At 73.5% G+C, this 14,654-nt stretch carries 11 protein-coding genes; 5 read left to right on the forward strand and 6 right to left on the reverse strand.

Annotation, left to right across the window (positions count from 1 at the left end):
• Positions 1 to 77 precede the first annotated feature (77 nt).
• Complete coding sequence (locus ACFYOS_RS07230; RefSeq protein ID WP_387136559.1) at positions 78 to 2,903, forward strand: FtsX-like permease family protein; 2,826 nt, start codon at positions 78 to 80, stop codon at positions 2,901 to 2,903.
• A 2-nt stretch (positions 2,904 to 2,905) separates the two neighbouring features.
• Entirely contained in the window at positions 2,906 to 3,652 is a 747-nt protein-coding gene (locus ACFYOS_RS07235) for an ABC transporter ATP-binding protein (protein ID WP_387136561.1), read from the forward strand.
• Between the two features lie 98 nt (positions 3,653 to 3,750).
• Here ACFYOS_RS07235 and ACFYOS_RS07240 read toward each other — a convergent pair whose 3' ends face one another.
• Positions 3,751 to 5,052, reverse strand: coding sequence for an MFS transporter (locus ACFYOS_RS07240; RefSeq protein ID WP_387136774.1), 1,302 nt, complete (start codon positions 5,050 to 5,052; stop codon positions 3,751 to 3,753).
• Positions 5,053 to 5,107: 55 nt separating this feature from the next.
• On the opposite strand from ACFYOS_RS07240, the gene ACFYOS_RS07245 reads away from it, so the two are divergent.
• The 3 genes from ACFYOS_RS07245 (at position 5,108) to ACFYOS_RS07255 (ending at position 10,188) form a co-directional block, all read left to right on the forward strand.
• On the forward strand, positions 5,108 to 8,287 hold the full coding sequence (locus ACFYOS_RS07245) for a BTAD domain-containing putative transcriptional regulator (RefSeq protein ID WP_387136563.1): 3,180 nt from the start codon (positions 5,108 to 5,110) through the stop codon (positions 8,285 to 8,287).
• 66 nt (positions 8,288 to 8,353) lie between these two features.
• Positions 8,354 to 9,328 (forward strand): ATP-binding cassette domain-containing protein, encoded by a 975-nt coding sequence (locus tag ACFYOS_RS07250; protein ID WP_387136565.1) that lies wholly within the window; start codon positions 8,354 to 8,356, stop codon positions 9,326 to 9,328.
• 104 nt (positions 9,329 to 9,432) lie between these two features.
• Positions 9,433 to 10,188, forward strand: a complete 756-nt coding sequence (locus ACFYOS_RS07255) for an ABC transporter permease (protein ID WP_387136776.1) — start codon at positions 9,433 to 9,435, stop codon at positions 10,186 to 10,188.
• A gap of 134 nt (positions 10,189 to 10,322) precedes the next feature.
• On the opposite strand, the gene ACFYOS_RS07260 is transcribed toward ACFYOS_RS07255, so the two are convergent.
• The 5 genes from ACFYOS_RS07260 to pcaC all read right to left on the reverse strand — a co-directional run bounded on the left by ACFYOS_RS07260 (position 10,323) and on the right by pcaC (position 14,650).
• Entirely contained in the window at positions 10,323 to 11,816 is a 1,494-nt protein-coding gene (locus ACFYOS_RS07260) for an NAD-dependent succinate-semialdehyde dehydrogenase (RefSeq protein ID WP_387136567.1), read from the reverse strand.
• Complete coding sequence (locus tag ACFYOS_RS07265) at positions 11,813 to 12,574, reverse strand: carboxymuconolactone decarboxylase family protein (protein ID WP_387136568.1); 762 nt, start codon at positions 12,572 to 12,574, stop codon at positions 11,813 to 11,815. Before ACFYOS_RS07265 ends, ACFYOS_RS07260 begins: the two co-directional genes overlap by 4 nt.
• A gap of 70 nt (positions 12,575 to 12,644) precedes the next feature.
• Positions 12,645 to 13,388, reverse strand: coding sequence for a GntR family transcriptional regulator (locus ACFYOS_RS07270; protein WP_387136570.1), 744 nt, complete (start codon positions 13,386 to 13,388; stop codon positions 12,645 to 12,647).
• Positions 13,366 to 14,259 (reverse strand): NAD(P)-dependent oxidoreductase, encoded by an 894-nt coding sequence (locus tag ACFYOS_RS07275; protein WP_387136572.1) that lies wholly within the window; start codon positions 14,257 to 14,259, stop codon positions 13,366 to 13,368. The genes ACFYOS_RS07270 and ACFYOS_RS07275 overlap by 23 nt, the downstream gene beginning before the upstream one ends.
• Positions 14,252 to 14,650: a 4-carboxymuconolactone decarboxylase gene (gene pcaC, locus ACFYOS_RS07280; RefSeq protein WP_387136574.1), complete on the reverse strand. Its 399-nt coding sequence runs from the start codon at positions 14,648 to 14,650 to the stop codon at positions 14,252 to 14,254. The genes ACFYOS_RS07275 and pcaC overlap by 8 nt, the downstream gene beginning before the upstream one ends.
• Positions 14,651 to 14,654: the final 4 nt, after the last annotated feature.

The raw sequence follows: 14,654 nt of genomic DNA on the forward strand, positions 1-14,654 counted from the left end.
GACAGCTCGGCCGGAGGGGCCTTGCATTGTCACAATGTATCGCGCACAGTGTGGGTCAGCACACGGGGAGGCGCGACATGTTCCACTTCATCTGGGGGCAACTTCGTGGCCGTGCGGGACGGTCGGTGGCGCTGCTGATCGGCGTACTGGTGGCGACCACCGGCTTCGTCGTCCTGACCGGCGCCACCACCACCTCGCGGCTGGCCGTCACCGGCACCGTCGAGCGGAACACCCGCGCCGCGTACGACATCCTGGTCCGTCCGAAGGGGACCCGCACGCCCGTGGAGGCGCAGCGGCGGCTGGTCCGGCCCAACTACCTCTCCGGGCTCTACGGGGGCATCACCACTGCCCAGTACGAGCAGGTCAAGGCCGTCGAGGGGGTGGACGTGGCGGCCCCGATCGCGATGCTCGGCTACTCGACCACGCCGATCGAGATGCCGATCGACCTGACCGACGTGGTCGACCGGTCGCTGGACCGCCAGGTCATCCGGATCGACCGCACCTTCCTCGCCGAGCGCGGGCTCACCCACGCCCCCGCCGCACCGACCTACGTGTACGTGACGAAGCACCGGCTGCACTATGCGGTCATCGGCGACCAGTACCGCCCCGACGCGGTGCGGTACACCGACGGGCGGACGTACGACACCCAGGACTGCGGTCTGCTGCCCCGGGAGGTGCTCGACGGTGGGCGCACCGAGCCGGTCTGTGATCTCCAGGTCGAACAGAGCAACTCGCTGACCACCCTCACCGAACGGCAGACGTGGCGGGTCGACACGTTCCGACTGCTGCCGGACGGGCGCTTCGAGCAGTCGACAGCGGGCAGCGGACCGGACGCGCCCTCGTCGAAGTCCGCCGCCCGTCTGACGATCTCACTGCGGCTCACGGTGCCGTTCCTGCTCGCCGCGGTCGACCCGGACGCCGAGCAGCGCCTGGTCGGACTCACCGACGCCGTGGTGTCGGGGCGTCCGCTCGCCGCCATCGACACCACCACCGTGACCAGAGCGGGGGGCGGGCTGACCATCCGCCGCATGCCGGTGCTCGCCACCAGCCGGCCCTTCGTCGACGGCGCCATCCGCACCACGTACACCCGGTTGCGGCCCGACCGCAGCCTCGCCGGGCTTCCGCCGCAAGACCTGGCGGCGGCGCTGCGCGGGGCACCGGCCGTGGCGGCCGGCGGCACCGAGCAGGACGCATTGAGCGCGTACCGAGCTCAGCTCGCCGGTGGACTGAGCTTCGACGGCTGCTGCTGGGGCCAACTGCAGGTCGTCGTGCAGGCCGGCCGGGCCACGTACGACCAACAGGCCGACGGCAGGCTGCGGGTGCGCACGGCGTCCCCGGATCCGGACGTCTACAAGGGCGAAGGGACGACCCTCACCTCGCTACCCCGACCCTGGCTCACGGAGGACACCAGCTTCCGACCACTGACCTCCCTGCGGCTCGGCCCCGGCGACCAGGACGCGCGACAGTGGCGCGCGGTCGGCCTCTTCGACCCGGAGAAGCTGACCGGCTTCAGCGACCTGGGCAAGGTGCCGCTGGAGACGTACGAGCCGCCGGTGGCGCAGGGTGCCGACGACCGGAGCCGGGCCGCGCTGGGCGGGCAACCGCTGGAGCCGAGCGGCAACCCGGCCGGCTATCTCTCCGCCCCGCCGCTGCTGCTGACCACCCTGGCCAGCATGCCCGGTCTGCTGGGGCACGGCACCAGCCCGCAGCGCACCGCCCCGATCAGCGCGATCCGCGTCCGGGTCACCGACGTGCACGGGTACAGCGAGCGGTCGGCCGAGCGGGTCCGGCTGATCGCCGAGCGGATCGCCCAGGCCACGGGCCTGGACGTCGACATCACCCTCGGCTCCTCGCCCGCCCCGCAGACCGTGGACCTGCCGGCCGGCGCGTTCGGCCGCCCCGAGCTGCGGCTGACCGAGAACTGGTCGGCCCTCGGCGTCGCTTCCACCATCACCAAGGCCGTCGACCGCAAGAGCGCGGCGCTCTTCGTCCTGGTCCTGGTCGTCTGCGTGCTGTTCCTCGGCAACGCAGTCTCCGCCGCCGTCCGGGACCGCCGCCCCGAGCTGGCGGTGCTCGCCTGCCTCGGTTGGCCGGCCCGGCGGATCGGAGCGCTGATCCTCGGCGAGGTCGCCGCGCTGGGCCTGGCCGCGGGAGGGCTCTCCGTCGGCCTCGTCTTCCCGCTCGGCGCCGCGCTGGACATCGGTGTCGACTGGCGGCACGCCCTGCTCGCCGTACCGGTGGCCCTGCTGCTGGCGCTGGTCGCGGGCCTGGCACCGGCGCTGCGGGCCGCGCGCGCCCACCCGGCCGCCGCGCTGAGCCCGCCGGTGGCCGCCGCCCGCTGGGTACGCCGACCGCGCACCCTGCCCGGCCTGGCCCTGGTGAACCTGGTTCGCACCCCCGGCCGCACCCTGCTCGGCGCGGGCGCGCTGGCCATCGGGGTGGCCGCGCTGACCCTGGTCGCCGCCGCCGCGTACGCCTTCCGCGGCGCCATCGTGGGCAGTCTGCTCGGCGACACCGTGTCGCTCAGCGTGCGTCGTGCGGACGTCCTCGCCGCGGTCGCCACGGTGCTGCTCGGGGCGGCCGCGGTCGCCGACGTGCTCTACCTGAACATCCGGGACCGCGCCGCCGAACTGGCGACGCTTCGGGCGACCGGGTGGACCGACGCGGCGCTCGGCCGCCTGGTCGGCTACGAGGGCTTCTCCCTCGGGGTGCTCGGCGCCGGCGCCGGTGCGGGTCTCGGGCTCGGCGGGGCGGCCTGGCTGGTCGGCGAACTGCCGGCCGCGCTGGGGCTGGTGGCAGCCACCGTGGCGCTGGCCGGGGTGCTGGTCACCTGCCTGTCGGCGCTCGTCCCGGCCGCGTTGCTGCGCCGCCTCCCCACCGCACGACTACTGGCAGAGGAGTGACCATGGACGCGACCACGGGCAGCAGGGTCCGCACCGCCGGACTCGTCCGGCAGTTCGGCACTGGCGCCGAGCGGCTCACCGCCATCGACGACGTGTCCCTGGACGTGGCGGCCGGATCGGTGGTGGCGCTGACCGGGCCGAGCGGCTCCGGCAAGTCCACGCTGCTGCACATGATCGGCGCGATCGAGCAGGCCGACCGCGGCACCGTGACGGTGGACGACGTGGAGGTCTCCGCGCTGCGGCGGGCGGCCCTGGCCCGCTACCGCCAGCGGATCGGCTTCGTCTTCCAGCGCTACCACCTGCTGCCCGCGCTGACCGTGCTGGACAACGTGATCGCGCCGGTGCTGCCCCGCCGGGGCCGCGCCGACCACGCGGCACGGGCCCGGGAGCTGCTGGCGGCGGTCGGGCTGGCCGGTCGGGAACGGGCCCTCCCGGCCCAGCTCTCCGGCGGCCAGCAGCAGCGGGTGGCGATCGCTCGGGCCCTGATGGGCGCGCCGCGACTGCTGCTGGCCGACGAGCCGACCGGCAACCTGGACTCGACCACGGGCGCCCAGATCCTCGACCTGCTCCTCGACCTGCGTGACCAGCACGGCATGACGATCCTGCTCGCCACGCACGAGCGGGCCATCGCCGCCCGCTGCGACCGACTGGTCCGGCTCGGCGACGGACAGATCGTCGAGGACGTGGACCTCACCGGGGGCGAGGACCCGGCCGACACGTACGACCGCGCCACCCGGCTGCGGCTGTAGACCGGGGCCGGCCGGGAACCGGACCGGGTGGGCGGCGTGGTCCCCGCCGCCCGTGCCGCCCGCGACGTTCCGTCGACGGGCGCGGACACCGGCGGACGTCAGCCGCCGGCTCGCGGAAGCCGGGCTCGGGCAACCGGTCGGACGATGGCGAGGAACAGGGCCAGGGCGGCGGCCTGGATGCCGGCCACGGTGACGATCACGGCAGTGATCGAGTAGCCGTAGAGGGCGCCGGTGAGCAGCCCGCCGACCAGGGTCGCCCCGCCCAACCCGGCGGCGAAGATTCCGTACGCGGTGCCCCGACGGGCGGCGGGGACGATGTCGGCGATGGTGGCACGCATGGTGGATTCCTGGAGGCCGAGCACGGCGCCCCAGACCAGGACACCGGCGACCGCGGTCGCCGAGGTGGTGGTGAAGGCAGCCAACGGGATCAGGGCGGTCAGCACGGGTACGACGACCAGCACCCGGACGCCGACCCGGTCATACAGCCACCCGGAGGCCAGCGCGGCGAGCGCGGCGATGCCCATCGCGGCGGCGTACACGACCGGCACCACCGGCACCGGTACGACATGGCGGGTGGCGAGGTGGAAGCTGAGTACCCCGAAGGTGGCGTAACCTGCCGTGGTCAGCACGGTGAACGCCAGATAGGTCCAGAAGACGCGGGGTAGCTGCCGGCCCGGTGGGGCGGGCGGGGCGCCGGGTCGCGGCCCCGGTTCGAAGCGACGCGGGTCGGGCACGCCGGCGCGCAGCCACAGCAGCACGAGCATTCCCGCCACGGCGGGTACGGCCAAGGCGAAGAATGCGGGCCGATAGTTGTGTGCGGTGGCGGCCAGTACGGCGGCGACCAGCAACGGCCCGGCAACGGCGCCGGTCTGGTCGAGCGCCTCGTGGACGGCGAAGCCCTTGCCACGGCCCACGGCCGCGGCGGCGTGAGAGATCATGACGTCCCGCGCCGGGCCGCGGATCGCCTTGCCGGCCCGCTCCGCGACGAACAGTGCCGCGGCCAGCCACAGCGCGGTGGTCAGCCCGAGCGCGGGCACGGCGGCCATGGTCACGGCGTAGCCGACCACGACGAGGGGCCAGTAGGCCCGGGTACGGTCGGCGAGGGGTCCGGTGACCAGGCGCCCGGCCAGGGCGGTAGCTTCCCCGGCGCCGGTGACCAGCCCGACCAGGGCCGCGGACGCGCCGAAGGTGGCCAGGTACGGACCGATGACGGACCGGGCACCTTCGTACACCACGTCCGACAGCAGGCTGACGACGCCGAACACGGTCACGAACCGCCACGGCGTCCACCTGATCGTCCGCGGGCCTGTCACGAATGCAGTCTGGCCGACCTGGACGCTGGCTGGGCCTGGATCAGTCGAGCCGCTGCCGCTGGTTCGCCCCGCCCGGTCTGCCGAGATGGATCAGCAGCCCGCGCACGACTGCGACCGGGAGGCCTGAGCGACAATCGACGCCATGCGGTTCGGCATCCTGGGCGCGACCGAGGTGTACCCCGCCGACGGTCGCCGGCTCACCGTCGGCGGGCCGCGGCTGCGTTCGCTGCTGGTGCTGTTGCTGCTCGACGCCGGGCGGGTGGTGCCGCGGGAGCGTCTGACCGACGGCCTGTACGGCGCCGAACCGCCGGCCGGGGTGGCGAACGCGCTGCAGTCGCAGGTGTCCCGGCTGCGGCAGGTGCTGTCGGCCGGACCGGTCGACCCGGTCGAATTCCACCCGGCGGGCTACCGGCTCGCGGTCGACCCGGAGGACGTCGACGCGTACCGGTTCATCCGGCTGGCCGACGCCGGACGGGCCGCGCTCGGGGTTGGCGACCCGCGCCGCGCCGCCGACCTGCTGCGCGAGGCGCTCGCGCTGTGGCGCGGGGAGCCGCTGGCGGATGTGACGGATGCGCCGTTCGCCGCCGCCCAGGCGGACCGGCTGCGGGATCGCCGGCTGGCCGCGACGGAGGATCGGATCGAGGCGGAGCTCCGGTTGGGAGTCGCGCCCGGATCGTCCTCCGCCCGGGCGCTGGTGACGGAGCTGCGGGAGTTGGTGGCCGCCGACCCGTTGCGGGAGCGGCTGCACGGCCAGCTGATGCGGGCGCTGCACGCCGATGGCCGCCGGTCCGAGGCCCTCGCCGCCTTCGCGGAGCTGCGCCACCTGCTCGCCGAGGAACTGGGCACCGACCCGTCCGCCGAGCTGGTCGCGTTGCACGCGGCCCTACTGCGCGACGAGGTCGAGTCCAGCGCCGAGGCGGCCCCGTCCCGGTTGCCGCCGCTCCCCGGCCAGCTGAGCAGCTTCGTGGGCCGGGAGGAGGAACTGCGCCGCCTCGGCGGGCTACTCGACGAGGCCCGGCTGGTCACGCTGCACGGCCCGGGTGGGGTCGGGAAGACCCGGTTGGCTCTCGAGGCGGCCACACGGCACGGCGGCGAGGTCTGCCTGGTCGAGCTGGCCGCGTTGCCCGTGGGGGCGGACGTTGCCCCGGCGGTGCTGGCCGCGCTCGATCTGCGCGACGCCGCGCTGCTCGTGCCGGGCGGCGGTCCCCGCGATGTCACCGACCGGCTGGTCGCGGCGCTCGGCGACCGTCGGCTGCTGCTCCTGCTCGACAACTGCGAGCACGTGGTGACCGATGCGGCCCGGCTCACCGCCCGGCTGCTCCGCGCCGCCCCGATGGTGCGCGTCCTGGCGACCAGCCGGGAACCGCTCGGCGTGACGGGGGAGGTGCTCTGCCCGGTGGTCGGTCTGCCCGTGCCGTCCGAGTGCGCCGCACCGGAGCTGGCCCGGGAGTACGCCGCGGTGCGGCTGTTCGCGGACCGCGCCGCCGACGTGGCGCCGGGGTTCACGGTGGACGCCGGAACCGTGGCGGCGGTGCTGCGGATCTGTCGTAACCTCGACGGCTTGCCCCTGGCCATCGAGCTGGCCGCGGCGCGGTTGCGGGCGCTGCCGGTGGCGGAGGTGGCGGCCCGGCTGGACGACCGGTTCCGGCTGCTGAACCGGGGCAGCCGGGTGGCCGAGGCGCGGCACCAGACCCTGCGGGCGGTGGTGCGGTGGAGCTGGGACCTGCTGGACGAGCCCGAACGGCGGCTGGCGCGGCGGCTGAGCGTCTTCGCCGGGAGCGCCGAGCTGGCGGCCATCGAGCGGATCTGCGGGCCACTCGGCGCGGACGTGCTCGACGTGCTGACCGGCCTGGTGGAGAAGTCGCTGGTGGACGCTGCCGACGGGCGTTTCCGGATGCTGGAGACGGTACGCGCGTTCGCGGCCGAACAGCTCGCCGTGGCCGGCGAGGCCGACCGGTTGCGTCGGGCGCATGCGGCGTACTTCCTCGACCTCGCCCGCGCCGGCGACGTCGGACTGCGCGGCGCCACGCAACTGGACTGGCTGCGGCGGCTGGACGCCGACCGCGACGACCTGCTCGCCGCGCTGCGCCGGTCGGTGGCGGGCGGCGACACCGGCGTGGCGCTGCGGCTGGTCGCCGCGCTGTCGTTCTACTGGTGGCTGCGCGGCCTGCGGGGCGAGGGGGCCGCACTGGCCGGCCGGCTCGTCGACCGGCTCGGCGGGCCGCCGCCCGGGCTCGCCGAGGAGTACGCGCTGTGCCTGCTGGTCGCCGCGGTGAGCGGCGCCGGCGGTGCACACCCGCCGCAGGTCGGCGCGGCCAGCGACATCCTGTGGGAGCTGGGCCGGCCGCCTGTGTACCCGTTCCTGCTCTACCTGTCCGGAACGGCCGCCGGTCCCCCACCGCGGGAGCGGATCTCGATGCTGTACGCCGGGCAGACCCGGACCGTGCTGCTCGGCGCCGACCCGTGGAGCCAGGCGCTGGGGTCGCTCGGCACGGCGATGGTGCGGCTGCTCGACGGCCGGTACGACGATGCCCGCGCCGAGCTGACCGCCGCGTACGACGGTTTCCGGACGATCGGCGAACGGTGGGGCATGATCCTGGTGCTCAGCACCCTCGCCGAGGGGGCCTACCAGGTCGGGGACCCGGCCGCGGCCGCCGGGCCGATGGCGGAGGCGCTGCGGTTGGCGGACGAGCTCGGCTCGGCGCTCGACATGGCCGAGCTGCTGCGTACCCGGGCGGACGGGCGGCTCGGCGTCGGTGACCTGGACGGGGCGGGCGCCGACTACCGGCAGGTGGTGGAGATCGCGCATCCGGCCGGGGCGCCGGAACTCGTCGCCGCGGCCCACTTCGGGCTGGGCGAGGTCGCCCGCCGGCGCGGCGACCTCGACCGGGCTCGGCGGCTGTGCGAGCAGGCGGTGGCGGAATGCCCGGCCGGCTGGTTCGGGGCCGAGATAGTGCGGCTGGCGGCGCTGGTCGCCCTGGGGCAGATCGCCGACGCGGTCGGGGACGCGCCGGGTGCCCGGGCCCGCTACCGGGAGGTGCTGGGGGCGACCGTCGGGGTCTGGGACGTGCCGACCGTCGGCGCCGCGGTGGAGGGCCTGGTCGGGCCGGTGCTGCGGCGGGGCGAGGCCGAGCGGGCCGCGCTGCTGCTCGGGGCGGCTTCGGCGCTGCTACGCGGCACCGGTGCCGGCCCGGCGGCGCAGGCCGCGCCGGTGGCGGCGGCCGCCCGGGCCGAGATCGGGGACGCGAGGTTCGAGCGGGCCTTCGCCCGGGGCGCCGGACTGGGCCGGGATCAGGCGCTCGCGCTGCTGGACGGCCGCTGACGGTGACGCGGCCGGCCGTCAGCGGACGGTGCGTGGCCGGTCAGCGCGCCCGGCGAGGCTGCCGGCATGACCTACGAAACGTCGGCCGTCGTGGCCGAGGGACTACGCAAGTCGTACGGGCGGACAGTGGCCCTCGACGGATTCGACCTGACCGTGCCCGCCGGCACGATCTGCGGACTGCTCGGCCCGAACGGGGCGGGCAAGACCACCGCGGTGCGGATTTTGGCCACCCTGCTGCGCTTCGACGCCGGTCACGCGCGGGTGGCCGGACACGACGTGGCCCGGCACCCCGAACGGGTCCGCGCGCTGATCGGGCTCACCGGGCAGTACGCCGCGGTCGACGAGATCCTCAGCGGACGGCAGAACCTGGTCCTGGTCGGTCGGCTGCGGCACCTACCGGCGCGGGTGGCCCGGCGGCGGGCCGACGAGCTGCTCGACCAGTTCGGGCTCGCCGACGTGGCGGACCGCTCCGCCGGGGCGTACTCCGGCGGGATGCGCCGCCGGCTCGACCTCGCCGCCAGCCTGATCACCACGCCGCGGGTGCTGTTCCTGGACGAGCCGACCACCGGGCTGGACCCGCGCAGCCGCAACGGCCTCTGGGAAGCGGTCCGGTCGCTCGTCGCCGACGGCACCACGGTGCTGCTCACCACGCAGTACTTGGAGGAGGCGGACCAGCTGGCCGACCAGATCGCGGTGGTCGACGCCGGCCGGGTGGTGGCCGAGGGCACGTCGGCCGAGCTGAAGGCCCGGATCGGTGCGGACCGGATCGTACTGGTGGTCCGGCACGCCGCGCAGTTGCCGGCCGCCGCCGGCATCGTCGAGCGGATCACCGGCGGGCCGGTGACGGTCGATGTGGAGATCCGCCAACTCAGCGCGCCCGTCGTGGACCGGATCGGTGCCCTCGCCGAGGTGATGCGGGCGCTGCAGGACGACGGTGTAGCGGTCGAGGACGTCGTCCTGCGCCGGCCCACGCTGGACGAGGCGTTCCTGCGGCTCACCGGACACCGGTCGGCCGGTACCCGCGAGGAGGTGGCGGCATGAGCACGACAGTCGAGTCCCGGCGCGGTGCGGCAGAACCCACCGAGGTGCAGTCGCCCGCCGGTCCGGTGGCCCGGCTCGGCTGGGCGCTGGCCGACGGTTGGGTGATGGCCGGACGGAACATGCGGCACGTGGTCCGCTCGCCCCACGAGATCATCCTCTACTTCAGCCTGCCGATCATGTTCGTGCTCGTCTTCGGCTACGTGTTCGGCAGCGGCATGGCGGTGCCCGGCAACGGCAGCTACCGGGAGTTCCTGCTGCCCGGCGTGTTCGTGATGACGATGCTCTACGGCCTCGGCGCCACCGCGTCGGCGGTCGCCGTCGACGCCAGTCGCGGCGTGGTCGACCGGTTCCGGTCCATGCCGATGGCCCGGTCCGCGCTGCTCACCGGACGGGCCGGCGCCGACCTCGCCCGGGGCGTGCTGGAACTGGCCACCCTGGTGGTCTGCGGCCTGCTCGTCGGCTGGCGGTGGCGCAACGGGATGGGCGACGCCCTGGCGGCGGTCGGCCTGATCCTGCTGCTGCGGCTGGCGCTCACCTGGGTGGGCATCCTGTTCGGCCTCCTCGTGCCCAACCCGGACACGGTCGCGGTGATCGTGTTTCCGCTCGCCTTCCCGCTCACCGCGCTCTCCAACGTCTTCGTCGCCCCGGACCTGCTGCCGACGTGGCTGGGCGCGGTAGCCGCGTGGAATCCGCTCTCCGCCACCGTGGCCGCCGCGCGTGAGCTGTTCGGCAACCCCGGCCTCGGCGGCGAGTCGTGGGCGGCGCAGCATCCGCTGCCGCTGGCGGTCGGCTGGCCGGTGCTGCTCATCGCGCTGCTCGGGCCGCTGGCCGTCCGCCGCTACCAGCGGCTCAGCCGCTGACCGACGGGCTGCGGGCCGAGGTCCGGCGGGTCCTGTCGTACGCCGGAGGAGGCGGGTGCCCGCGCACCCGCCTCCTCCCTGCCGGCTCGGGCTACCGGCGCCGGGCGCTGTCGTCCCGCCCGGCTTGTCCGCGATCAGCTGGCGTTGACCGAGACGTACTTCGTCTCGAGGTACTCCTCGATGCCTTCCCGGCCGCCCTCGCGTCCGAATCCGCTGGCCTTCACGCCGCCGAAGGGCGCGGCGGCGTTCGACAGGACTCCCCGATTGAGGCCGACCATGCCCACCTCCAGCCGCTCGCAGACCCGCAGCGCGCGGTCGAGGCTGCGGGTGAAGACGTACGAGGCGAGGCCGTACTCCGACGAGTTGACCTCGGCGAGCACGTCCTCCTCGGTGGCGAACGTGGCGATCGGGGCGACCGGGCCGAAGATCTCTTCCCGCAGGATGAGGCTGTCGGACGGCACGTCGGCGAGCACCGTGGGCGGGTAGAAGTAGCCGATCCCGTCGGCGCGGGTGCCACCGGTCACCACGCTGGCACCATCCTGGACAGCCCGATCCACCAGGCCGGCGACCTTGGTGACGGCGGCCCGGTCGATGAGCGGGCCGAGCGTGACGGCTTCGTCCACGCCACGGCCGACGACCAGGGCGCGGAAGCGCTCCGCGAGCCGGTCCGCGAAGGATCGCGCCACGGATTCGTGGACGTAGAACCGGTTGGCGGCGGTGCACGCCTCACCGTTGTTGCGCAGCTTGGCCTTCATCGCCTCGTCCACCGCGTGGTCGAGGTCCGCGTCGTCGAAGACGATGAACGGCGCGTTTCCGCCGAGTTCGACCGACACCCGCAACAACTGGTGTGCCGACTGCTCCACGAGCTTCCTGCCGACCGCCGTGGAACCGGTGAAGGAGAGCTTGCGCAGCCGCGGGTCCGCGATCAGGGGCGCGGTGAGTTGCTGCGGCGAAGAGGTCGGCAGCACCGAGAGCACGCCCGCGGGCAGGCCGGCGTCCGCCAGGATCTGGGCGAGGGCGAGCATGCTGAGCGGGGTCTGGGCCGCCGGCTTGACGATCATCGTGCACCCGGCGGCCACCGCCGGGCCGATCTTCCGGGTACCCATGGCGAGCGGGAAGTTCCAGGGGACGATGAACAGGCACGGTCCGACCGGCTGTTTCATCGTCCACAGGCGGGTCTGGCCGTCGGGGGCGGTGGCCCAGGTGCCCGCGATGCGGACGGCCTCCTCGGAGAACCAGCGGAAGAACTCGGCGGCGTAGCCGACCTCGGACCGGGACTCGCTGAGCGGCTTTCCCATCTCCAAGGTCATGAGCAGGGCGAGCTGGTCGGCCCGATCGACCATCTGCTCGTACGCCCGGCGCAGGATCTCACCGCGCTCGCGGGGCGGGGTCCGCGCCCAGCCGGCCTGGGCCGCGACGGCCGCGTCCAGCGCCCGCGCGCCGTCGGCTGCCGTGGCGTCGGCCACGTCGGCGATCACGGCCCCGGTCGCCGGGTCCTCGACGGGCAGGGTGGCCCCGTTCGACGCCTTCGTCCAACTGCCGCCGAGGAAGAGGTCCTTGTGGATGTCGCCGAGCACCGCCAGCTCGGCCGGGTTCGACTCCCGGCTGTCCGGCGTCGCCCGGCTCATTCCTCCTCCTTCGCGGCCAGTTCCTCCGCGAGGATCGGCACCGCGGTCGTCGCGGCATGGATGCCGAGGACGCTGGCGATCTCCATGACCTCGAGGATCTCGCCGGTCGTGGCGCCGTAGCCGACCGCGTTCTTCATGTGCAGCTTGAGGCCGGGAACGTACAGGTGCGTCGCGGCGGCGTCGAAGGCGATGTAGACGAACTCCTTGACCTTGGGCTCCAGGACGCCCTTCCGCCACGGCAGAGAGGAGAATTCGGTGTACGCCTCGAACAGCTCCGGATCGAGCTCGAGCATCTCGTTCCAGAACTCGTGCCAGTACCCGCGGTTGGCCGTGAACTCGGCCTTGAGTCGTTCCTGGTGGTCGGTGAGTTCGGCGGGCCCGGTGCGCAGGCCGGCCTCTTCGAGGACCTCCACCAGGAGCGGCACACCGATGTTCATGGCATGGATCCCGAGGGTGCTCGTCAGCTCGATAACCTCCATGATTTCCTGCGCCGTCGCGCCATGGGAGAGGGCGGCGCGGATGTGCTGGCGGATGCCGGGCTCGTACAGGTGGGTCGCCGCCGCGTCGACCGCGATGTGGATGAGTTCCTTGGTCTTGGCGTCGAGATGGTTCTTGCGCCACGGGACGGCGGAGAACTTCAGGTAGGCGGCGAGGAAGTCGGGGTCGAGCTTGAGGATGCTCTCCCAGGCCGGCCCCCAGGTGCCTCGGACGTCGATGAAGGCAGCCTTGAGCTGCTCCTGTTCAGGAGTGAGCGACACGATGATCAAATCCTCTGCCCGCGCTGTCGCGCGAGTGGACAGGCCGCCCGCCGGATGGGGACGGCGCAGACTATTCGAAAGAAGCGAATATGGTCTGAGCTGCGGAGCGGACGTGGTCGGCGCAGAGCGCGGAGGCCCGCTCCGCGTCCTTCGCCTCGATCGCCTCCACCACGGCCCGCAGCTCCGACACGGCCCCGGCGCGGCGTCCGGGCTGCGCCAGCGACCGCGCCCGCAGCACCTGGACCTGGCCTTGAATACCTTCCAGCAGTTGCTTCAGCACGTCGCTGCGCGCGCCGGCGATGAGGACGCAGTAGAACCCGTCCTTCGCGGCGAGGACCTCGCCGACCGGGGCCGGGCTGGCGGAGACCTCGGCGAAGGCGTCGAACGCCGCGCGCAGCCGCCGAACCTCGTCCTCGGTCGCGCGATGGGTGAACCGGTTGACGATCAACGACTCGAGACCCGCCCGGACGTCGTAGAGGTCCTCCGCCTCGGATCGCGACAGGGTCCTGACCACCGCCCCCTTCTGGGGGATGGTGATGATCAGTCCCTCCGCCTCGAGTTCCCGCAACGCTTCCCGGACGGTGGTCCGGGAAACGCCGAGCCCTTCCACCAGTTCGCGTTCCACCAGGCGCTGCCCCGGTTGCAGCCGCGCGTCGAGGATCGCCTGCCGCACCGCGTTCGTCACCTGCGCACGCAAGGGGGCGGCGGTGCGCTGCACACCCGCCGATGTCCACGACTGAGCCAGGCTCATGAGGTCCTCTTCCGCTGCCGAGCGATTGTCCGACAATATTCTAGTCAGACCGGTCCGGCTCATCGGGGCTGCTGCGGTCAGCGACACAGCGGGCGACCTCGGTGTGATCGGCGCCCGGGCCGAGCCGTTGATCGGCGCGAGCCCAGTGCTCGATCGCCGCCTCGCCCAGCTCGCTGGGCAGGCCGACCTGACGGGCGAGATCGGCCGCGATCCGCATGTCCTTGAGCATCAGGCGGAGCGCGAAACCGGAGTCGAAGGTGCCCGGCAGGATGAAGTTGGGCCACTTGTTCTCCGTCGAACCACTGCGCCCGCTGGAGCCGTTGATGATCTCCAGCAGGACGCCGGGATCAAGACCGAACTTCTCGCCGGCGAGGATCGCCTCGCTGGTCACCCAGAGGTGAGTGGCCGAGAGCAGGTTGTTCAGGGCCTTGACGGCATGGCCCGCGCCCACCGGGCCGGCGTGCTTGACCACGCCCAGGTGCGCCAGGAGGCCGCGCGCCCGGTCGACCTGGGCCGGCTCGCCGCCCACCATGATGGTGAGCGTGCCCGCGCGGGCGCCCTTGACACCGCCGGAGACCGGGGCGTCGATGAGGTCGACGCCCTCGCTATGGAGGTCGTCGGCCAGTTGCCGGGTGCGCAGCGGCTCCGAGGAACTCATGTCGATCACCAGGGTGGTCGGCTTGAGGCGGCCGCGGATCTGCGCCATGACGGCTTCCACGACGGTGGAGTCGGGAAGCATGAGGACCACGACGTCGCCGCCGACGACCGCCTCGTCCGGGGACGGGAACGCCTGCCCGCCGGCGGCGGTGAGGCCGGCCCGAGCGGCCTCGGAGATGTCGAAGCCCCGCACCGTCACTCCGGCCGACAACAGCCGCGCCGCCATCGGCAGGCCCATGGCACCGAGGCCGATGAAGGCCACCGAGTTGTCAGGCATCGCCGCGCAGCTCCTTCAGGACCCGCTCCGCCACCCGGAAGGACTCCAGCGCGGCGGGCACTCCGACGTAGATCGCGGTCTGCATGAGGGTTTCCTGGATCTCCTTCTCGGACGCCCCGTTGTTGACCGCACCGCGCACGTGGACGGCCAACTCGTGGGAGCGGTTGAGCGCGGTCAGCATTGCCAGGTTGAGCAGGCTGCGGGTCTTGCGTTCCAGGCCGTCGCGCGACCACACCCCACCCCAGCAGTACTCGGTGACGAGCTCCTGGATCGGCCGCGAGAACTCGCTGACGCTGCCGAGGGATCGGTCGACGTGTTCCGCCCCGAGGACCTCCCGTCGCACCTTGAGCCCCTGCTCGTACGACTCCTCATGGGTGCCCTGCGCCGTCATCTTT

The sequence above is a fragment of the Micromonospora sp. NPDC005806 genome, from assembly GCF_042871425.1.
Lineage (GTDB): Bacteria > Actinomycetota > Actinomycetes > Mycobacteriales > Micromonosporaceae > Micromonospora.

Excerpts from the sequence above, each read along its gene's own strand:
- pcaC (WP_387136574.1), bottom strand. The coding sequence starts at position 14,650 with ATGACGGCGCAGGGCACCCATGAGGAGTCGTACGAGCAGGGGCTCAAG.
- ACFYOS_RS07270 (WP_387136570.1), bottom strand. The coding sequence starts at position 13,388 with ATGAGCCGGACCGGTCTGACTAGAATATTGTCGGACAATCGCTCGGCA.
- ACFYOS_RS07275 (WP_387136572.1), bottom strand. The coding sequence starts at position 14,259 with ATGCCTGACAACTCGGTGGCCTTCATCGGCCTCGGTGCCATGGGCCTG.
- ACFYOS_RS07235 (WP_387136561.1), top strand. The coding sequence starts at position 2,906 with ATGGACGCGACCACGGGCAGCAGGGTCCGCACCGCCGGACTCGTCCGG.
- ACFYOS_RS07250 (WP_387136565.1), top strand. The coding sequence starts at position 8,354 with ATGACCTACGAAACGTCGGCCGTCGTGGCCGAGGGACTACGCAAGTCG.
- ACFYOS_RS07230 (WP_387136559.1), top strand. The coding sequence starts at position 78 with ATGTTCCACTTCATCTGGGGGCAACTTCGTGGCCGTGCGGGACGGTCG.
- ACFYOS_RS07260 (WP_387136567.1), bottom strand. The coding sequence starts at position 11,816 with ATGAGCCGGGCGACGCCGGACAGCCGGGAGTCGAACCCGGCCGAGCTG.
- ACFYOS_RS07245 (WP_387136563.1), top strand. The coding sequence starts at position 5,108 with ATGCGGTTCGGCATCCTGGGCGCGACCGAGGTGTACCCCGCCGACGGT.
- ACFYOS_RS07255 (WP_387136776.1), top strand. The coding sequence starts at position 9,433 with ATGGCCGGACGGAACATGCGGCACGTGGTCCGCTCGCCCCACGAGATC.